Raw genomic sequence first — 17,709 nt, 5'->3', positions numbered from 1 at the left:
AAACGGTGACGTTCCCTGCCACGTCGCCGCCACGTCCGGCGGGTCTCCCGCAGGGCCTTCGATGCCGCCCAGTCCGTATACGTCCTTCCTCAGCTTATGCCGTTTCGATCCGCCAATAGGAGTCGAACAGCCTTTGGGAACGCTTGGACGGCTTGGGCGTATGGTTGCGGTTTGGCCCGACCCGTACGCGTACCGCCCCCGCGCGTGCACCGGACGTGAGATTTCACCACCTGGCGGTTACCCCGCGGTAGAGGTGACGTTTACGCCCTCGCGGTACACGATGGAGGCGGCGCGCAGCAGGCGTCCCGGGGGTACGTTCCCCGTAACCAGGCCCCGTAGAGCAGCACCGAACAGCGAAGGAACAGCGTGGCTTCCGGATCCGATCGCAACCCGATCATCATTGGCGGCCTTCCGAGCCAGGTCCCGGACTTCGATCCCGAGGAAACCCAGGAATGGCTCGACTCCCTCGACGCCGCCGTCGACGAGCGAGGCCGTGAGCGGGCCCGCTATCTGATGCTCCGGCTCATCGAGCGCGCGCGCGAGAAGCGCGTCGCCGTGCCGGAGATGCGCAGCACGGACTACGTGAACACGATCGCCACGAAGGACGAGCCGTTCTTCCCGGGCGACGAGGAGATCGAGCGCAAGGTCCTGAACGCGACCCGCTGGAACGCGGCCGTGATGGTGTCGCGCGCCCAGCGTCCCGGGATCGGGGTCGGCGGTCACATCGCCACCTTCGCCTCCTCCGCCTCGCTGTACGACGTGGGCTTCAACCACTTCTTCCGCGGCAAGGACGGGGGCGACGGCGGCGACCAGATCTTCTTCCAGGGGCACGCGTCCCCCGGTATCTACGCCCGCGCGTTCCTGCTCGACCGGCTGAGCGAGACGCAGCTCGACGCCTTCCGCCAGGAGAAGTCGAAGGCGCCGAACGGCCTGTCCAGCTACCCGCACCCGCGGCTGATGCCGGACTTCTGGGAGTTCCCGACCGTCTCCATGGGCCTGGGCCCGCTCGGTGCGATCTACCAGGCGCGGATGAACCGCTACATGGAGGCGCGCGGCATCGCCGACACCTCCGACTCGCACGTCTGGGCCTATCTGGGTGACGGCGAGATGGACGAGCCCGAGTCGCTCGGCCAGCTCTCCATCGCCGCCCGTGAGGGCCTGGACAACCTGACCTTCGTCGTGAACTGCAACCTCCAGCGGCTCGACGGGCCGGTACGCGGCAACGGCAAGATCATCCAGGAGCTGGAGTCGCAGTTCCGCGGGGCCGGCTGGAACGTCATCAAGCTCGTCTGGGACCGCTCCTGGGACCCGCTGCTCGCGCAGGACCGCACGGGCATCCTGGTCAACAAGCTGAACACCACGCCGGACGGACAGTTCCAGACGTACGCCACCGAGACCGGCGCGTACATCCGTGATCACTTCTTCGGTGACGACCCGCGGCTGCGCGACATGGTCAAGGACATGTCGGACCAGCAGATCCTGCACCTCGGGCGCGGCGGCCACGACCACCGGAAGGTCTTCGCGGCGTACGCGGCGGCCAAGGCCCACAAGGGCCAGCCGACCGTGATCCTCGCGCAGACGGTCAAGGGCTGGACGCTGGGGCCGAACTTCGAGGGCCGCAACGCGACCCACCAGATGAAGAAGCTCACGGTCGAGGACCTCAAGCGCTTCCGTGACCGGCTGCACATCCCGATCACGGACAAGCAGCTGGACGAGGGCTACCCGCCGTACTACCACCCGGGCCGCGACTCGGAAGAGATCCAGTACATGCACGACCGCCGCAAGAGTCTGGGCGGTTATGTCCCGACGCGTGTCGTGCGGGCGAAGCCGCTGGTCCTGCCCGAGGACAAGACGTACGCGAACGCGAAGAAGGGTTCGGGTCAGCAGTCGATCGCCACGACCATGGCGTTCGTCCGCATCCTGAAGGACCTCATGCGGGACAAGGAGATCGGCAAGCGTTTCGTGCTGATCGCGCCCGACGAGTACCGTACCTTCGGCATGGACGCGTTCTTCCCGAGCGCGAAGATCTATAACCCGCTCGGTCAGCAGTACGAGGCGGTGGACCGCGATCTGCTGCTCGCGTACAAGGAGTCGCCGACCGGGCAGATGCTGCACGACGGCATCTCCGAGGCGGGCTGTACGGCGTCGCTGATCGCCGCGGGTTCGGCGTACGCCACGCACGGCGAGCCGCTGATCCCGGTGTACGTCTTCTACTCGATGTTCGGTTTCCAGCGCACCGGTGACCAGTTCTGGCAGATGGCCGACCAGCTCGCGCGCGGCTTCGTGCTGGGCGCCACCGCCGGTCGTACGACGCTGACCGGTGAGGGTCTCCAGCACGCGGACGGCCACTCGCAGCTGCTCGCCTCTACGAACCCGGGCTGTGTCGCGTACGACCCGGCCTTCGGGTACGAGATCGCGCACATCGTCAAGGACGGTCTGCGGCGGATGTACGGCGGGACGCCCGAGGAGAACGAGGACGTCTTCTACTACCTGACCGTGTACAACGAGCCGATCCAGCACCCGGCCGAGCCCGAGAACGTGGATGCCGAAGGCATCCTCAAGGGCGTGTACCGCTACCGGAGCGGCGAGAAGGGCCAGATCCCGGCCCAGATCATGGCGTCCGGTGTGGCGGTCCCGTGGGCGGTCGAGGCGCAGCGGATCCTCGCCGACGAGTGGAACGTCAGGGCGGACGTCTGGTCGGCGACCTCCTGGAACGAGCTGCGCCGCGAGGCCGTGGACGTGGAGCGGTACAACCTGCTGCACCCGGAGGAGGAGCAGCGCGTCCCGTACGTGACGCGGAAGCTCTCCGGCTCCGAGGGGCCGTTCGTGGCGGTGTCGGACTGGATGCGTTCGGTGCCGGACCAGATCGCGCGCTGGGTGCCCGGCGCGTACCAGTCGCTGGGTGCGGACGGTTTCGGCTTCGCCGACACCCGTGGGGCGGCGCGCAGGTTCTTCCACATCGACGCGCAGTCGATCGTTCTCGCGGTGCTCACCGAGCTGGCGAAGGACGGGAAGGTCGACCGTTCGGCGCTGAAGACGGCGATCGACCGCTACGAGCTCCTGGATGTGGCCTCGGCCGATCCGGGTGCGGCGGGCGGCGACGCGTAAGCGCAAGCGCGAGGAAGGGCGGCGGGGCCGGTGGCCCCGCCGCCCTTCTTGCGTGTCCGGCCGCCCCTCGCGTCAGTTCTCCCAGATCTTGAAGGCCCTGACCTGGTACGGGGAGCGGGGCACCCAGGTGCCGCCGCCGGGGTACGTCTCGAACTCGGCCGTCTCCGCGCACTCCGCCGACTGGTAGGTCGTGACGGGGCGCCCGGTGCGGTTGGCGAGCGCCTGGGCGTCGCTGCCCGGGGGCAGCGGGACGCAGCTCTCGATGTCGACGGAGGACAGTTCATGGGTCTGCCGGGCGCCGGTGAAGTCGGGCTTCTTCCAGAGGCAGAGCTGACCCGCCCCGCAGGTGCCGAGCCGGACTCCGGCGGCCTTCGGTGCGGAGCCGGTCCCGGGTGCCGCTCCGGTCCCGGCCGGGATCAGGGCGGCGGCCTGTGGGACGAGTGCGGTGACGGCCAGGGCCGCGGCGGCGAAAACGGTCGTACGCGTCGTACGCATGGTGGATCAACCCCCGTTGTCGTGCGGATCTTCTGATCGCACCCTGACCTGCGGAGCAAGGCCCGGGGAAGGGGGCCGGGGCCGGATCACCCTGATAGGCGACAGCCCCGCCGGAGGGTCCGGCGGGGCTGTCGTTCGCACTGTGTTGACGCTCGCGCGCCGTCGGGGACGCTCGCGCGCCGTCGGGGGTGGGTGCGGGGTCAGATGTGGCCGACTCCGGCGCCCGCCTCGGCGTTCGCACCGCGCTTGGTGAGCGTGGCGACCAGCGCCGCGATCACCGCGACGATGCCCGAGACCATGAACGCGGTGCTCATGCCCGACACGAACGTGTCATGGGCGACGCCCGCGATCTTCGCCGCGACCTCCGGCGGGGTGCCCGGCGCGATCGGCGGCATGCCGACCTCGACGGCCGAGGACGCCTGATCCAGCTTCTCGCCGGAGACCGGCGGAAGTTCCGCCGCCGCCCAGTTGTCGGCGAGCTTGGAGTCGACCTGGGAGGCCATGACGGCGCCCAGCACCGCCGTACCGAGGCTGCCGCCGACCTGCATGCCGGCCTGCTGGAGACCGCCCGCGACACCGGAGAGCTCCATCGGGGCGTTGCCCACGATGACCTCGGTGGCGCCGACCATGACCGGCGCGAGGCCGAGGCCGAGCAGGGCGAACCAGATCGACATGGTCAGCGTGCCGGTACCGACGGTCAGCTGGGACATCCCGAAGCAGGCGATCGCGGTGCACACCATGCCGCCGACGAGCGGGACCCGCGGGCCGAACTTGGTGATCAGGGCACCGGCGACGGGCGACGCGACGATCATCATCGCGGTCAGCGGCAGCAGGTGCAGCCCGCTGTCGACCGGGCTCATGCCGTGCACGTTCTGGAGGTAGAAGGTGACGAAGAACAGCCCGCCCATGAAGGAGAAGGCCATCAGCACCATGAGGACCACGCCCGCGGACAGCGGGAGGGACTTGAACATCGCCAGCGGTATCAGCGGTTCGCGCACATTCTTCTGGGAGAGCGCGAAGACGAAGAACAGGACCACGGCGGCGCCGAGGAAGCCGAGCGTCTTGTAGTCGCCCCAGCCCCACTCCGCGCCCTTGATCAGGGCCCAGATCAGACAGAACATCGCCTGGGACAGCAGGACGATGCCACCGATGTCGAACGAGCGCGGGGCGTTCTCGGCGCGGTGGTCCCTGAGGATCACGATGCCGAGGACGACGGCGATCACACCGACCGGCACGTTGATGAAGAAGACGGACTGCCAGCTGACGTGCTCCACGAGCACGCCGCCGATGATCGGGCCGCCCGCGGTCGAGGCGCCGATCACCATGCCCCAGATGCCGATCGCCATGTTCAGCTTCTCGGCCGGGAAGGTGGCGCGCAGCAGGCCGAGCGCGGCCGGCATCAGCAGGGCTCCGAAGAGACCCTGGAGCACCCGGAACACGATCACCAGGGCCACGCTGTCGGAGAGGCCGATGGCCCCGGATGCCGCGGCGAAGCCCACGACACCTATGAGGAAGGTCTGGCGGTGGCCGAACCGGTCACCGAGTTTGCCCGCGGTGATCAGGGAGACCGCGAGGGCGAGCATGTATCCGTTGGTGATCCACTGGACGTCGGCGAGCGAGGCGCCGAGGTCCTTCTGGATGGCGGGGTTGGCGATCGCGACGATCGTGCCGTCGAGCGCGACCATCATCACGCCGATGGCCACGGCGAAGAGCGTCAGCCAGGGATGGCCGCGCAGCCCCTTGGCCGGTGCGGGAACGAGCGTGTCTTCCGGCTCCCGCGAAGCCTTCTCGACGGTGGTCTGACTAGTCATACGGGGAGACTAGTGACAGTCACTGACAGTTGACAAACCATTTCACAAGACAGTAACTGTCACGTAGCTCACAGGTAAGCTGAGCTGGACAAAGCGGCGAAAAGAGGACCGGTAAGTGACCGACGGGCAGCGCGGCGAGCACCTGACAGGGCTGCGTGAACGCAAGAAGCAGCGCACCCGCGACGCCCTGTTGCACGCCGCCCTCGATCTTTTCATCACCCAGGGGTACGAGCGGACCACCGTCGACGAGATCGTCGACGCGGTGGAGGTCTCCCAGCGCACCTTCTTCCGCCACTTCGCGAGCAAGGAGGACACCGCCTTCGCCGTCCAGGAGATGGTGGAGTCCCGCTTCCTGTCGGAACTGCGTCAACGCCCGGCCACGGAGGCCCCTTTCGAGGCAATGCGCCGGGCCGTGCTGTGCGCCTGGAACAGTATCGGCGAGTGCATGGAGGAAGTCGTCACGGTCGACCTCCATGTGCGGATCTACCAGTTGATCGAGTCGACCCCGACCCTGCTCGCCGCCCATATGCGGCGGGGCATCGCCCTGGAGGAGCAGGTCGCCCGCCTGATCGCGGACCGGGAAGGGCTCGACCTGGCGACCGACCCGCGGCCGCGGGTCGCCGTGGCGGCGTTCTGCGGGGTGATGCGGGTGGCCGGACAGCTGTGGGGCCAGGGCCAGGACCAGGACCCGAGCCTGAACTCCCTGCGCTCGCTGACCGAGGTGCACCTGGACCAGCTCGGCCCCGCCCTCGCGGACGACTGGCGCCGGGAAGCACCCATCGGCCCGCCGGACGCCGTCCCGTCCTGAGGCGCCATCCCGTCCCGAGCCGCAGGTCCATCTGCCTGCGGGCGCGCCCACCCGCGCACGCCCGGTCGGGCCGTCTGTGCCGCAGCTCTCAGCCTCCGCCGTGGCGGACCTCACACCCACTCACACGCCGGTGCGCGAATCGGACACCAGCGCGGGTCGACGGGCCCCGGAGCGCGCCGGAGCGTACCCGGGTTGCCTACGGAGCGTCAGGAATCCGGCACCGATTCCTCGCGGCCCAGTGATGTCCGTCACCCTCGTAACGGCCGTCGTCACCCGTCTCCTAATGTGTGGGGCAGTGACTTCCTTCGACTCCTCCCCCACGTTGACCGCATGGCGCGCGCTGCTCGCCATCGCGGTCGTGTTCGTGATGCTGGCGACCACGGGCTGGACCGCCGTACGCCAGCAACGCTCCGACGAGCCGCGCGAGATCGCCCTCGCCTCGTGGGCGCGGGACCGCATAGCGGGTCACGCGCTGCCGGACGTCACCGCGCCGTCCTACCGGCTGGCCCACTTCTTCGCCACGCTGACCACCGGACAACAGGTCGCGCTCGCGGACAAGTACCCCCTGGTCGTGGGAAACCTGAACGGCGCCCCGGTCACCCTGCGCTACCGCGCCAACCGGCTGTCCCTGAAGCAGGCGCAGTCCGTGGAGGCCGCCCGGACCCACGACACCACGCTCTCCCCGGACGGTCGGGGCGAGGCGGTGCACCGACTGGAACGCTTCCGGTCGATGCTCGCGAAGGACCGGCAGATCCTGTCCTTCGATCCGTCCGGAAAGGGTCGTGCCGCCGAGGTCTTCGGCGATCTCGACCGGGCCTCCCGGGTCTCCGTCGTGGTGCCGGGCGTCGACACCAATCTGCTGACGCTGGAGCGGTCCGCCGCACGTACGAACTCGGCACCGGTCGGCATGGCGCGGTCGTTGTACGGGGCCGAGCGCGCCGCCCGCCCCGGCACCCGTACCGCCGTCATCGCCTGGGCCGACTACACCGCGCCCGCGGGCATCGGCATGGACGCCGCCCTCGGCCGGCTCGCGGCGGACGGGGCGGTCCGGCTCAACGCCATGGTGAGCGCGCTGCCGGGCACCTCGGCCGTCTCGCTCTTCTGCCACAGCTACGGCTCCGTGCTGTGCGGGGTCGCCGCCCACAAAGTGCCCGCCAGGGTGTCCGACATCGCGGTCGCGGGCAGCCCCGGCATGCGGGCCGACAGCGCCGAGCAGCTGAACACCGACGCCAGGGTGTGGGCGATGCGGGACCGCGACGACTGGATCCAGGACGTGCCGTACCTGGCGGTCGGCGGGATCGGTCACGGGGCCGACCCGGTCGACCCGGACTTCGGGGCGCGGATCGTGTCGGCGGGCGACGCGATCGGCCACAGCGGCTATTTCGAGCCGGGCACCGAAAGCCTCAGCAACTTCGCCGCGATCGGCGTGGGCGCATACGGTTCGGTCAGCTGTGCGGGAGCCGACAGGGCCTGCCACAGCGGTATTTCCGGCGAGCGGGACACCTGACGCGCGTAGAGCGCGGTGGCTGTCCCATTGAATGCGGTGGCTGTCCGATGAATTGCGACTTACGCCGAGGGGGGACGTACGGGCCTGTGCCACATACGATGAGGCACATGGGTGATGTGCTGGCCGGAATTCATGCCACCTGGGAGTTCGACACCGACTCCGTGCTCATCCGCTTCGAACGGGGTATCCGCACGCCGAAGCTCTTCCAGAGCCTGCGTGAACGCCGCATCCCGTATGCGGCGTTGGCGTCGGTGACGCTTACCCCCGGCAAGCGGGGCACGGTAGTTCTTCGCGCGGTGCCGAGACCGGGTGCCGATCCACTTCTTGAGGCTGCCGCGGGGCAGCTGAAGGACGGGTGCGACCCGTACCGCCTGGTGCTTCCGGCGGAGCGCGAGGTGCTCGCCGAGTACTACGCGGACGAGCTGCGCACCCTGCTCGGACCCGATGACGGCATACCCGCCGACCGGTTCCTGGTCACCGCCCCCGAGGCGCCGATGCACTTCAAGGCGTACGACGGCAGGGCCAGCTTCGACGGGGAGCGGATCTCCTTCCGGTGGTCGTGGACCGGTGCCTCCAGCGCCAAGTGGAAGGCGGGCGACCAGACGTTCCCGGTGGCCGAACTGTGCGGGGTCGAATGGCGTTCGCCCGAGGCACTCGAAGGCTATCTGCGCCTCGTGCCCCGTACGGCGGTGGCGGTGACCGGCGGCGCCTGCGGCCGTCCCGGCGACCCGCACGGACCGGCCGGACCCGTCGCCCCGGCGGCCTCGGCGCCCGGAGCGGCCCGCCCCGACGCCGGACACCCGGCGCGGGCGGACCAGGACCCGGCGGCGGTGCTCTTCGGCCTCGGCTACGGGCCGGTGCACGAGTCGCTGCCCTTCGCCGCCGCCGTACTGGAATCCGTGCGCAGGACCCAGCCCGCGCCGGTCGGGCCCACCCCGGTCCTGGTGGGCGCCGGGCGGCGCGATCCGGCGGACATCGCCGAGCGGATACGGCACCTCGGGGAGCTGCATCAGGCCGGTCTGGTGACGGACCACGAGTACAGCGCGAAGAAGGCGCAACTACTGGCGGAGCTGTAGGGGTACGGGGGCTACGGGGGGCGAGGTCCCACCGGCACCCCGCCCCCGCCCCGCACCGGCACCCCCGTCCCCGTACCGGCTCCCTCGCACCCCCACCCCGTACTCGGGTATGAGTCGCGGCGGGCAGTTCGACACCCCGGTATGACGCCGTGGGGCAGCCGTCCTGCCTAGGCTGATCAGGCCATGTCCACTTCCCCCGCCGGGCCGCCGCCGCCCGCCGATGGTCTGCTGAGCGCCGCCCGCCGCAATCTGCGCGAGCTCGCCCACGGGCTGTCCCACGTGTCCCATCCGCCCACGCCACTCCTGGCCGGTGCCCCGAAACGGTGGCAGCGGCTGCTTCCGTACGCGGTGGTGATCGCGCTCGTCTCCACCTTCGTCCCGGTCACCATCAACGTCCTGACCACGCAGTACGGTCTGGCGGGAGGCGTGGCCGGGGCCCTGGCCGTCGCCCAGGCCGCCCCGCTGCTGATGCTGGCGCACCGGCCCCTGCAGGCCTGGTGGATCATCTTTCCCGCCGACATCCTCGGCGCGCTCGTCCTCCTGTCGGAGCCGGTCGAGAAGTACGACATCTGGCCGTGGACCCCGCCGGTGATCGTCGCCTACCTGTTCCTGCTGCTGGCGATCGGTCTGCGCGAGACCCGGCGGACCGTGATCTGCGTCTGGCTGCTGACGGGCACCGCCGGTCTGGTGCTGCATCTGGTCGCGCCCGAGCGCAGCAACGGCAGCGCGCTGTTGCTGTTCATCCTCGGCGCGGTGGTGCTGGTGATCGGGGCCGCGGTACGGGAACGGGGCGTGGCGCAGCGCCGGCTCGCCGAGCAGGAGACCATCAGCGAGGCCGAGCGGGCGCAGCGCACGCTGCTGGAGGAACGGACCCGGATCGCGCGCGAGCTGCACGACGTGGTCGCGCACCACATGTCGGTGATCACGGTGCAGGCCGACTCCGCCCCGTACCGGATCAGCGGTCTGTCGGACGAGGCGCGCGAGGAGTTCACCGCAATCGCGGCCAGTGCGCGGGAGTCGCTGGGCGAGATGCGGCGGCTGCTGTCGGTGCTGCGCAGCGACGGCACGGAGGGCGACCGGGCGCCGCAGCCCGGCATCGACCGTGTGCAGCAGCTGGTGGAGGCGACGGTACGGGCGGGGGTACCGGCCGAACTGTCGCTGGCGGCGGATCTCGGCGATGTGCCGTCGGCGGTGGATCTGTCGGCGTACCGCATCGTGCAGGAGGCGCTGGCCAATGTGATCCGGCACGCGCCGGGGGCGCGGACCCAGGTGTCCATCACAGCGGGCGCGGGCCATCTGACGGTGCTGGTCGTCAACAGCCCGGCGAATCTGTCCCGTTCACCGCTGGAGACGACGGGGACCGGGCACGGGCTGGTCGGGATGCGCGAGCGCGTACGGTTGACCGGCGGATCCCTGGACACGGGCCCGCTGCCCGACGGAGGTTTCCGGGTGGCCGCCCGGATGCCGCTGCCACCGGCCAAAGCTCCCTCGGCCCCCTCGGCCCCATCGGCCCGACCGGCTCCGGCCGCCCGACCGGCTTCGTCCGCCCACCCGACTTCGGAGGACTCTTGACCATCCGCGTGATCATCGTCGACGACCAGGCCATGGTGCGGGCAGGGTTCGCGGCGCTGCTGTCGGCGCAGAGCGACATCGACGTGGTGGGCGAGGCGCCGGACGGGCGCCGGGGCGTCGAGGTCAGCCGGAACCAGCATCCCGATGTGGTGCTGATGGATGTCCGGATGCCCGAGATGGACGGACTGGCGGCGGCCCGTGAGCTGTTGAACCCGCCGGTGGGCGTGGTGCACCGGCCGAAGGTGCTGATGCTCACCACCTTCGACGTGGACGACTACGTGTACGAGGCGCTGCGCGCCGGGGCGTCCGGGTTCCTGCTGAAGGACGCCCCGCCGGCGGACCTGATCTCGGCGGTACGGGTGGTGGCGGCGGGGGACGCGTTGCTGGCGCCGTCCGTGACCCGGCGCCTGATCGCCGACTTCGCGGCTCAGCGGCCGTCCGGGGCAGCCAGGAGCGGGCCCGCGCTGCGGCTGAACGGGCTCACGCCGCGCGAGAGCGAGGTGCTGGAGCTGATCGCGCGGGGGCTGTCCAACCAGGAGATCGCGGGGCGGCTGGTGCTGGCCGAGCAGACGGTGAAGACGCACATCGGCCGGGTGCTGGCCAAGCTGGATCTGCGGGACCGGGCGCAGGCGGTGATCTTCGCGTACGAGTCGGGGCTGGTGGCGCCGGGGGACACGGGGGCGTAGCGGCCAGGTCGCACATCCGCTGGAATGTGCCGGGGCACGCGGGGGCGTAGCGGCCCAGGTCATGCACCTCCTGCACCCCCTAACACCCCGTACACCCCCTACCCCGGTATCACCTCGCAGTTGGCTCCCCGGTGTGACGCTCTTCCACCCGTCCTCTTCCTACCTTCCTCTCCGTCGCGCCGATCGGCGTACGACAGCCGGAGAGGGAGGGCGAGATGCGTCGATACGCGAGGACCCTGGTCGCGGTCGCACTGGCGACCACTGTGGTGGCCGGGACCGCGGGGTGGGTGTCGGGGGACGCGCAGCCCGCGCTGACCGGGCCACCGCCGGGCAGCGCCTCCTGGCGGGCGGACCATGCGCTGGGGCGGACGCTGCCCGATCCGGGGCGGGCCACTCCGGCCGAAGTGGCCGATTTCTTCCGGGGGTTGAGCGCCGAGCAGCAGCAGACGCTGGTGGTGCGCCACCCACTGGTCGTCGGCAATCTCGACGGCGCTCCGGTCGAGCTGCGCTACCGCGCCAACGCCCTTTCCCTGAAGGCCGGTCACGAACCCCGGTACCGGAGCCTCGCCGCGCCGGGGCGGCGGATCCTCGCGTTCGACCCGCGCGGCCGGGGTCAGGTCGCCGAGGTGTTCGGGGACCTGAGGTCCGCGCGCCGGGTGTCCGTCGTGGTCCCCGGTTCGGACATCGACGCCGGGACCTTCGACCGGAGAGACGATGTGTACGGCACTCCGGCCGGCATGGCGAAGTCGCTGTACGCGCAGAGCGGTCCGGGCGGCGCGGTCATCGCCTGGGCCGGTTACACCACCCCCGTGGGCGTCGGTCTCGACGCCGCGACCGGTGATCTGGCCGAGGCCGGGGCGGACCGGCTGGCCCGGTTCACGGAGGGGCTGACGGCCGACGCCCTGCCCGAGCCCGCGGTGTTCTGCCACAGCTACGGCTCCGTCGTCTGCGGCCTCGCCGCGCCCCGCCTGCGCGCCACCGACCTGGTGGTACTCGGCTCCCCCGGCATGCGCGCCGACAGCGTCGGCGATCTGCACACCCGGGCCCGGGTCTGGGCGGCGAAGGACGCCACCGACTGGATCGACGAGGTGCCGAACGTGCGGTTCGCCGGTCTGGGGCACGGCAACGACCCGGCCGATCCGCACTTCGGGGCCCGCCGCGTCCCCGCGCGGGAGGCCGAGGGACACACCGGCTACTTCGTGCCCGGGACGGACTCGCTCCGCGCCTTCGCCGCCATCGCGGAAGGGGCCGGACGATGAGCGTCAAGCAGCTCGCGGCGCGGATCGACGCCCGTACCCCCGCCCATCGCGACCGGGCCGTCGACGGGCTGCGGGCCCTGGCCCTGCTCGCCGTCCCGACCGGCCACTGGCTGCTCGGCGGCTTCACGCTCGACGGCGGCGGCGCCCTGCACAACGCGAGCCCGCTCTCCGCCTTCGGGTTCTTCGCCCCGATCAGCTGGGTGCTCCAGATGCTCGGCATCTTCTTCCTGGTCGGCGGGTACGCCTCGGTGCTCTCCTACCGCCGCCGGAAGTCCACGACCGGTGCCTGGCTGCGCGGCAGGCTGGCCCGGCTGGGCAGGCCGGTGCTGGGGGTGACCGCCGTCTGGGCAGTGCTGATCCCGGTGCTGTACGCGCTGGGCGTGCCCGGCGACACGCTGCGTACGGGGTCGACGCTGGTGATCCAGCCGCTCTGGTTCGTCGGGGTGTACACCGTGGTCACGGCCCTCACCCCGCTGTGCATAAGGATCGCGAGGAAGCTGGGCGGCTGGGCCGCCGTGCCGCTGCTGGTGTCGGTCGCCGTCGTGGACTTCCTGCGTTACGGGCCGTTCGCGGAGGCCGTCCCGCCCTGGCTGAGCGTGCTGAACATCCTGCCGGGCTGGCTCTTCGCGTATCAGCTCGGTGTCTCGTGGGGCGAGGGCCGGATAGGGAAGCGGGGCGCGCGCGTCCTGCTCGTCGGCGGCAGCGTGCTGTTCGCCGCGCTGCTGCTCGTCTTCCACTACCCGGCGTCGATGGTCGGCGTACCGGGTGAGGCGCGCACCAACTCGCATCCGCCGTCGCTGCTGGTCCTGGCGCTGGCCGCCGCGCAGAGCGGTGCGGCGGTCCTGCTGCGCGACCGGATCGGCCGGCTGCTGCGCAAGCCGCTGGTGTGGGCGCCGGTCGTCGTGATCAATCTGTCGGCGATGACAATCCTGTGCTGGCACCAGACGGCGATGCTCGCCGCGGCCGTCCCGGCGTCGTTCGCCGGTGCCGTACCGGGGCTGACGACCGGTCCCGACTCGCTCGGCTGGATTCTGGCCCGGCTGGCCTGGATGCCGCTGTTCGCCGGGCTGCTGGTGCTGATCGCCCGGTACGCGCGCCGCTTCGAGGAGCCGTGGAAGGCGGGCACCCGCGCCGCGAACGCCCGCCGCGCGCTGGCGGGGCTGCTCGCGGCGGGGTTCGCGGTGTTCGCGCTGGGACTGGCGTGAGGGCGGGTCGGGGTGGGAAAACGAGCCGCCGACGTGCTGGCCCGCGAGCCGCTGACGACTGCTCGCGTGCTGCCGACGTGCTACTCGCGTGCCGCCGACGTGCTGCTCATGTCCGGGTAGCGGTCCCCCGCCACCTGCCCCGCGATCGGCTCCAGCTCGGCCAGCTCCTCGGGCGTCAGGGTGAGCCGGGTCGCCTCGACGTTCTCCAGCAGGCGGCTGCGCTTACGGGTCCCCGGGATCGGGACCACGCTCAGGCCGTACACCCCGGCGCGCCGCTGCACCCAGGCCAGGGCCACCTGCGCGGCCGTCGCCCCGCGCGCCGCGGCGATCCTGCGCACGGGCTCCAGCAGCGCGGCGTTCGTCCGGGCGTTCTCGCCGGTGAAGCGCGGCTGATCCTTACGGAAGTCGCTCGCGGAGAGGTCCTTGCCCGCGTCGGTGAACGCCCCGGTCAGGAAGCCGCGGCCGAGCGGCGAGTAGGGCACGACGGTCACCCCGAGCTCGACCGCCGCTCCGACCGCGCTGTTCTCCACGTCCCTGCTGAAGATCGACCACTCGGACTGGAGGGCGGCGATCGGGTGCACGGCGTGCGCCTCACGCAGCTCCGCGCCGGTCACCTCGCTCAGGCCCAGCTGCTTGACCTTGCCCTGGCGGACCAGCTCGGCCATCGCCCCGACCGATTCGGCCAGTGGCACGAGCGGGTCGCGGCGGTGCATGTAGTAGAGGTCGATGACGTCGGTGTTCAGCCTGCGGAGGCTGCCCTCGACGGCCTGCCGGATGTACGCGGGGTCGTTGCGCACCCCGCGGAAGTCCGCGTCGTCGCTCCGCTCGATGGCGAACTTGGTGGCCAGGGTGATCTCGTCGCGGTGCGCGCCGACGAACGGTGCGAGGAATTCCTCGTTGGCCCCGCGCCCGTACGCGTCGGCGGTGTCGAAGAGGGTGACGCCCGCCTCCAGCGCCGCTTCCAGGGTGTCCCGGGCGGCGGTCTCGTCGGTGTCCCCGTAGAACTCGCTGATGCCCATGCAGCCGAGTCCCTGCACACCGACCTGCGGCCCGCCCTTGCCCAGCTCCGTGGTGGCGATCTTGTTGTCAGTCATCAGGCCCATGCCTTTCCGGCGCCCGACGGGCGCCCGCATAGAAGTCGATCTTGTGATCGAGGACGGCGAGCGTGTCCTGGAGTTCCGCGATCCGCGTCTTCACATCGCGGCGGGTCGACTCCAGCAGTTCCTGCCGCTCCTCGAAGGTGTGCTCGCCCTCGCGCAGCAGCTCCGCGTACCGGACCATGTCGGCGACCGGCATCCCCGTCAGCCGCAGCTTGCCGACGAAGGCCAGCCAGTCCAGATCACGGTTGCTGAACCGGCGCTGCCCCGTGTGCGAACGGTCGACGTCCGACATCAGACCGATCCGCTCGTACCAGCGCAGGGTGTGCGCGGTGAGTCCGGTGAACGCGACGACCTCGCTGATGGTGTAGCGGTCCTGCCCCTCGGGGCGCGGATGCGCCCGTGGAGCAGCCGTGCAGGCGTCCGTCCGTACGGAAGTGCTCTCCATCACCGTCATGACCTCCACGCTAGAACCTTGGAGTGCACTCCAAGCAAGCGGAATCCGCGAAGAAGCCGCGCGCCGTCGTCCGGGGGCCGGAGTTCCGACGCCGGACATGAAGGAATCTTCATCCTGACTTCATGTCCGCGATGTGCCCGGTAGGCAGGATGGACGCATGGCTTTCTCCCCTCGTCTGGCGGCCCTGGCGGCCGTTGTCGCCGTACCGCTCGGCATCGCGGCCACCAGCTACGCCATGACGGACACCCCCGAGGCACCCAAGGTGCCCCCGATCGTGCAGTTGGACGACACCACACCCAGCGGCACGCCCGGGAGCGCGCCGGACAGCACCCCGGGCACCCTGCCCAGCACCCCCGGCCCCGGTCCGTCGGACACCCGCTCCCCGGGCGGGAAGCCGGGGGATGCCGTCGTACCGGGCCCCTCGGCCGCCGACGGTGACGATGACGACGACGACCTCGGTGATGACGGTTGACGTTCCCAGGGTCTCCGCCCGCGTACGGATCCTGCTGTGGCTGCTGGTGGTGATGGCGGTCGCGCTGGGTGGCGTGGCCGTCACGGTACGGGCGATCCTCCAGCGTGACGTGGATGAACGCATCAGCCAGCTGCTCACGCAGGAGACCGGGGAGTTCGCGAACTTCGTCTCCCAGGGCGTGGACCCGGAGACCGGCAGCCGCTTCGGGGACCCGGACCGGCTGCTCCGTGTCTATCTGCAACGGCAGTACGCGGACCCCGACGAGGAACTGCTGGGGCTGACCCGGCCCGGCACCGGCGAACCGGACGTCATCCGGCAGCGCCGCGACATCCCCGCGGACATCGCCCTGTGGACGGACGGTGCGGCACTCACCCGGATCTTCGCCTCCGATCGCGCCTTCGGCACCCTGCACCGTTCCCAGGGGGAGCTGCGCTGGGCCAAGGTCGCCATCCGGCCCGTCCGTGACGGACCGCCCGGCGCCTTCGTCGTGGCCTTCCACGCCGACCGTGAACGCGCTGTCGCCGACCAGACCTTCTGGACCCTGCTGGGCCTGTCGGGAGTGGCGCTGCTGATGACGACCGGTATCGGCTGGGCCGTCGCCGGCCGTATCCTCGCGCCCGTCCGTGTCGTACGGATGACGGCGGCGGAGTTGACGGAGCAGGACCTCACCCGGCGGATACCCGTGGCGGGCCGGGACGACATCGCGGCACTCGCCGAGACGTTCAACGCGATGCTGGACCGGCTGGAGCGGGCGTTCGCCGCGCAGCGGGTCTTCGTCGACGACGCCGGACACGAACTGCGCACCCCCATCACCATCGTGCGGGGCCATCTGGAGCTGATGGGCGACGATCCGGCCGACCGGGAGGAGACCGTGCGGCTGGTCACGGACGAACTCGACCGGATGAGCCGCATAGTCGAGGATCTGCTCCTGCTCGCCGGGGCCGAGAGACCCGACTTCGTGCGCCCGGAACCGGTCCAGCTCGCGGAGCTGACCGCCGACGTCTTCGTGAAGGCGCGGACGCTCGGCGACCGTGACTGGCAGCTCGACGGCGTCGCGGACCAGGAGGTGCGGCTGGACGAGCAGCGGATCACCCAGGCGATGGTCCAGCTCGCGCAGAACGCCGTCCAGCACACCGTGCCGGGCCAGCGCATCCGGATCGGATCGCGGGCCCTCGGCGAGCGGATCGAGCTGTACGTCGCCGACAGCGGACCCGGGATTCCGCCGCAGGACGCCGCGGTGATCTTCGAGAGGTTCCGGCGCGGCACCTCCCGGCGCGGTGCCCGTACCAGCGGTGCCGGGCTCGGACTCGCGATAGTGAAGGCCATCGCGGAGGGCCATCACGGCCGGGTCGAACTACGCCCCACCGACGGTGGCGGTGCCACCTTCGTACTCACGCTGGAGACGGACTCATGAACCGCATTCTGATCGCCGAGGACGAGGAGCGCATCGCTTCCTTCGTGCAGAAGGGACTCCGCGCCAACGGCTTCACCACCGTCGTCGCCGAGGACGGCGACTCCGCGCTGCACCAGGCGATGGTCGGCGGCTTCGACCTGATGCTGCTCGACATCGGCCTGCCGGGGCGGGACGGCTTCACCGTCCTGCGGGAGCTGCGCGAGGCGCGCGTCACGCTGCCCGTCATCGTGCTCACGGCGCGGGACTCCGTACGGGACACGGTGGCCGGACTCGAAGGCGGCGCCGACGACTGGATGACGAAGCCGTTCCGCTTCGAGGAGCTGCTGGCGAGGATACGGCTCCGGCAGCGCACCGCGGCCCGCACCCCCGAGGTCACCATGCTGCGCAGCGGCAGCCTCAGCCTGGACCTGCGGACACGCCGCGCCCGCGCGGACAACCGCACCGTCGATCTGACAGCCCGTGAGTTCGTCCTGCTCGAATTCTTCCTGCGCCACCCCGGCCGGGTCCTCTCGCGCGAGCAGATCCTCTCCCATGTGTGGGGCTACGACTTCGACCCCGGCTCCAACATCGTGGACGTCTATGTCCGTGCCCTGCGCCGGAAGCTGGGTGCGGAGCGGCTGGAGACGATCCGGGGCATGGGCTACCGCATGCCCTGAGGACCGGGCGGTAAGGCCGGACCCGGACCCCGGCCCGGCCCCCGAAAACCAGGCCCGGACCCGTACCCGAAGCCCCGGCCCCGACC

Annotated in this window: 15 protein-coding genes; 11 read left to right on the top strand and 4 right to left on the bottom strand. The window is 70.9% G+C overall.

Annotated elements, in window-relative coordinates; genetic code table 11:
- Positions 1–366: 366 nt before the first annotated feature.
- The gene (gene aceE / locus OG413_RS19575; protein ID WP_266807226.1) at positions 367–3,108 is read left to right on the top strand and encodes a pyruvate dehydrogenase (acetyl-transferring), homodimeric type; all 2,742 of its coding nucleotides are present in this window, start codon (positions 367–369) and stop codon (positions 3,106–3,108) included.
- A 72-nt stretch (positions 3,109–3,180) separates the two neighbouring features.
- Here the strand turns inward: aceE and OG413_RS19570 are convergent, their stop codons facing one another.
- Together OG413_RS19570 and OG413_RS19565 are read right to left on the bottom strand one after the other, a co-directional pair.
- Positions 3,181–3,603 (bottom strand): peptidase inhibitor family I36 protein, encoded by a 423-nt coding sequence (locus OG413_RS19570; protein ID WP_266807224.1) that lies wholly within the window; start codon positions 3,601–3,603, stop codon positions 3,181–3,183.
- Positions 3,604–3,803: 200 nt separating this feature from the next.
- Complete coding sequence (locus OG413_RS19565) at positions 3,804–5,414, bottom strand: MFS transporter (RefSeq protein ID WP_266807222.1); 1,611 nt, start codon at positions 5,412–5,414, stop codon at positions 3,804–3,806.
- Positions 5,415–5,529: 115 nt separating this feature from the next.
- Here OG413_RS19565 and OG413_RS19560 point away from each other — a divergent pair, with 115 nt between their 5' ends.
- The 7 genes from OG413_RS19560 (at position 5,530) to OG413_RS19530 (ending at position 13,527) form a co-directional block, all read left to right on the top strand.
- Entirely contained in the window at positions 5,530–6,222 is a 693-nt protein-coding gene (locus OG413_RS19560) for a TetR/AcrR family transcriptional regulator (protein ID WP_266807220.1), read from the top strand.
- 295 nt (positions 6,223–6,517) lie between these two features.
- A complete protein-coding gene (locus tag OG413_RS19555) occupies positions 6,518–7,729 on the top strand; it encodes an alpha/beta hydrolase (RefSeq protein ID WP_266807218.1) in 1,212 nt (403 codons plus the stop codon).
- Positions 7,730–7,836: 107 nt separating this feature from the next.
- Positions 7,837–8,805 carry a DUF4429 domain-containing protein gene (locus OG413_RS19550; RefSeq protein WP_266807216.1) on the top strand — a complete coding sequence of 323 codons (969 nt, stop codon included), beginning with the start codon at positions 7,837–7,839 and terminating at the stop codon, positions 8,803–8,805.
- A gap of 183 nt (positions 8,806–8,988) precedes the next feature.
- The gene (locus tag OG413_RS19545; RefSeq protein WP_266807214.1) at positions 8,989–10,377 is read left to right on the top strand and encodes a sensor histidine kinase; all 1,389 of its coding nucleotides are present in this window, start codon (positions 8,989–8,991) and stop codon (positions 10,375–10,377) included.
- A complete protein-coding gene (locus OG413_RS19540) occupies positions 10,374–11,063 on the top strand; it encodes a response regulator transcription factor (protein WP_266807212.1) in 690 nt (229 codons plus the stop codon). Before OG413_RS19545 ends, OG413_RS19540 begins: the two co-directional genes overlap by 4 nt.
- 215 nt (positions 11,064–11,278) lie before the next feature.
- Complete coding sequence (locus OG413_RS19535) at positions 11,279–12,322, top strand: alpha/beta hydrolase (RefSeq protein WP_266807211.1); 1,044 nt, start codon at positions 11,279–11,281, stop codon at positions 12,320–12,322.
- A complete protein-coding gene (locus tag OG413_RS19530) occupies positions 12,319–13,527 on the top strand; it encodes an acyltransferase (protein WP_266807209.1) in 1,209 nt (402 codons plus the stop codon). The genes OG413_RS19535 and OG413_RS19530 overlap by 4 nt, the downstream gene beginning before the upstream one ends.
- An 80-nt stretch (positions 13,528–13,607) precedes the next feature.
- On the opposite strand, the gene OG413_RS19525 is transcribed toward OG413_RS19530, so the two are convergent.
- Together OG413_RS19525 and OG413_RS19520 are read right to left on the bottom strand one after the other, a co-directional pair.
- A complete protein-coding gene (locus tag OG413_RS19525; protein WP_266807207.1) occupies positions 13,608–14,621 on the bottom strand; it encodes an aldo/keto reductase in 1,014 nt (337 codons plus the stop codon).
- The gene (locus OG413_RS19520; RefSeq protein WP_266807205.1) at positions 14,614–15,081 is read right to left on the bottom strand and encodes a MerR family transcriptional regulator; all 468 of its coding nucleotides are present in this window, start codon (positions 15,079–15,081) and stop codon (positions 14,614–14,616) included. The genes OG413_RS19525 and OG413_RS19520 overlap by 8 nt, the downstream gene beginning before the upstream one ends.
- Positions 15,082–15,238: 157 nt before the next feature.
- On the opposite strand from OG413_RS19520, the gene OG413_RS19515 reads away from it, so the two are divergent.
- Genes OG413_RS19515 through OG413_RS19505 form a run of 3 tightly spaced genes read left to right on the top strand, consistent with a single transcriptional unit; the run spans position 15,239 to position 17,623 of the window.
- Positions 15,239–15,553, top strand: a complete 315-nt coding sequence (locus OG413_RS19515) for a small hydrophilic protein (RefSeq protein ID WP_266807203.1) — start codon at positions 15,239–15,241, stop codon at positions 15,551–15,553.
- Positions 15,522–16,967, top strand: coding sequence for a cell wall metabolism sensor histidine kinase WalK (locus tag OG413_RS19510; protein ID WP_266807202.1), 1,446 nt, complete (start codon positions 15,522–15,524; stop codon positions 16,965–16,967). Before OG413_RS19515 ends, OG413_RS19510 begins: the two co-directional genes overlap by 32 nt.
- The gene (locus OG413_RS19505; protein WP_266807200.1) at positions 16,964–17,623 is read left to right on the top strand and encodes a response regulator transcription factor; all 660 of its coding nucleotides are present in this window, start codon (positions 16,964–16,966) and stop codon (positions 17,621–17,623) included. The genes OG413_RS19510 and OG413_RS19505 overlap by 4 nt, the downstream gene beginning before the upstream one ends.
- Positions 17,624–17,709: the final 86 nt, after the last annotated feature.

The sequence above is a fragment of the Streptomyces sp. NBC_01433 genome (genome assembly GCF_026340105.1).
GTDB lineage: Bacteria > Actinomycetota > Actinomycetes > Streptomycetales > Streptomycetaceae > Streptomyces.
Note: the sequence above shows the minus strand (reverse complement) of the source record. Positions and strands in the feature narration are given on the sequence as shown.

Excerpts from the sequence above, each read along its gene's own strand:
- OG413_RS19570 (WP_266807224.1), bottom strand. The coding sequence starts at position 3,603 with ATGCGTACGACGCGTACGACCGTTTTCGCCGCCGCGGCCCTGGCCGTC.
- OG413_RS19565 (WP_266807222.1), bottom strand. The coding sequence starts at position 5,414 with ATGACTAGTCAGACCACCGTCGAGAAGGCTTCGCGGGAGCCGGAAGAC.
- OG413_RS19550 (WP_266807216.1), top strand. The coding sequence starts at position 7,837 with ATGGGTGATGTGCTGGCCGGAATTCATGCCACCTGGGAGTTCGACACC.
- OG413_RS19545 (WP_266807214.1), top strand. The coding sequence starts at position 8,989 with ATGTCCACTTCCCCCGCCGGGCCGCCGCCGCCCGCCGATGGTCTGCTG.
- OG413_RS19535 (WP_266807211.1), top strand. The coding sequence starts at position 11,279 with ATGCGTCGATACGCGAGGACCCTGGTCGCGGTCGCACTGGCGACCACT.
- OG413_RS19530 (WP_266807209.1), top strand. The coding sequence starts at position 12,319 with ATGAGCGTCAAGCAGCTCGCGGCGCGGATCGACGCCCGTACCCCCGCC.
- OG413_RS19525 (WP_266807207.1), bottom strand. The coding sequence starts at position 14,621 with ATGACTGACAACAAGATCGCCACCACGGAGCTGGGCAAGGGCGGGCCG.
- OG413_RS19520 (WP_266807205.1), bottom strand. The coding sequence starts at position 15,081 with ATGACGGTGATGGAGAGCACTTCCGTACGGACGGACGCCTGCACGGCT.
- OG413_RS19515 (WP_266807203.1), top strand. The coding sequence starts at position 15,239 with ATGGCTTTCTCCCCTCGTCTGGCGGCCCTGGCGGCCGTTGTCGCCGTA.
- OG413_RS19510 (WP_266807202.1), top strand. The coding sequence starts at position 15,522 with ATGACGACGACGACCTCGGTGATGACGGTTGACGTTCCCAGGGTCTCC.
- OG413_RS19505 (WP_266807200.1), top strand. The coding sequence starts at position 16,964 with ATGAACCGCATTCTGATCGCCGAGGACGAGGAGCGCATCGCTTCCTTC.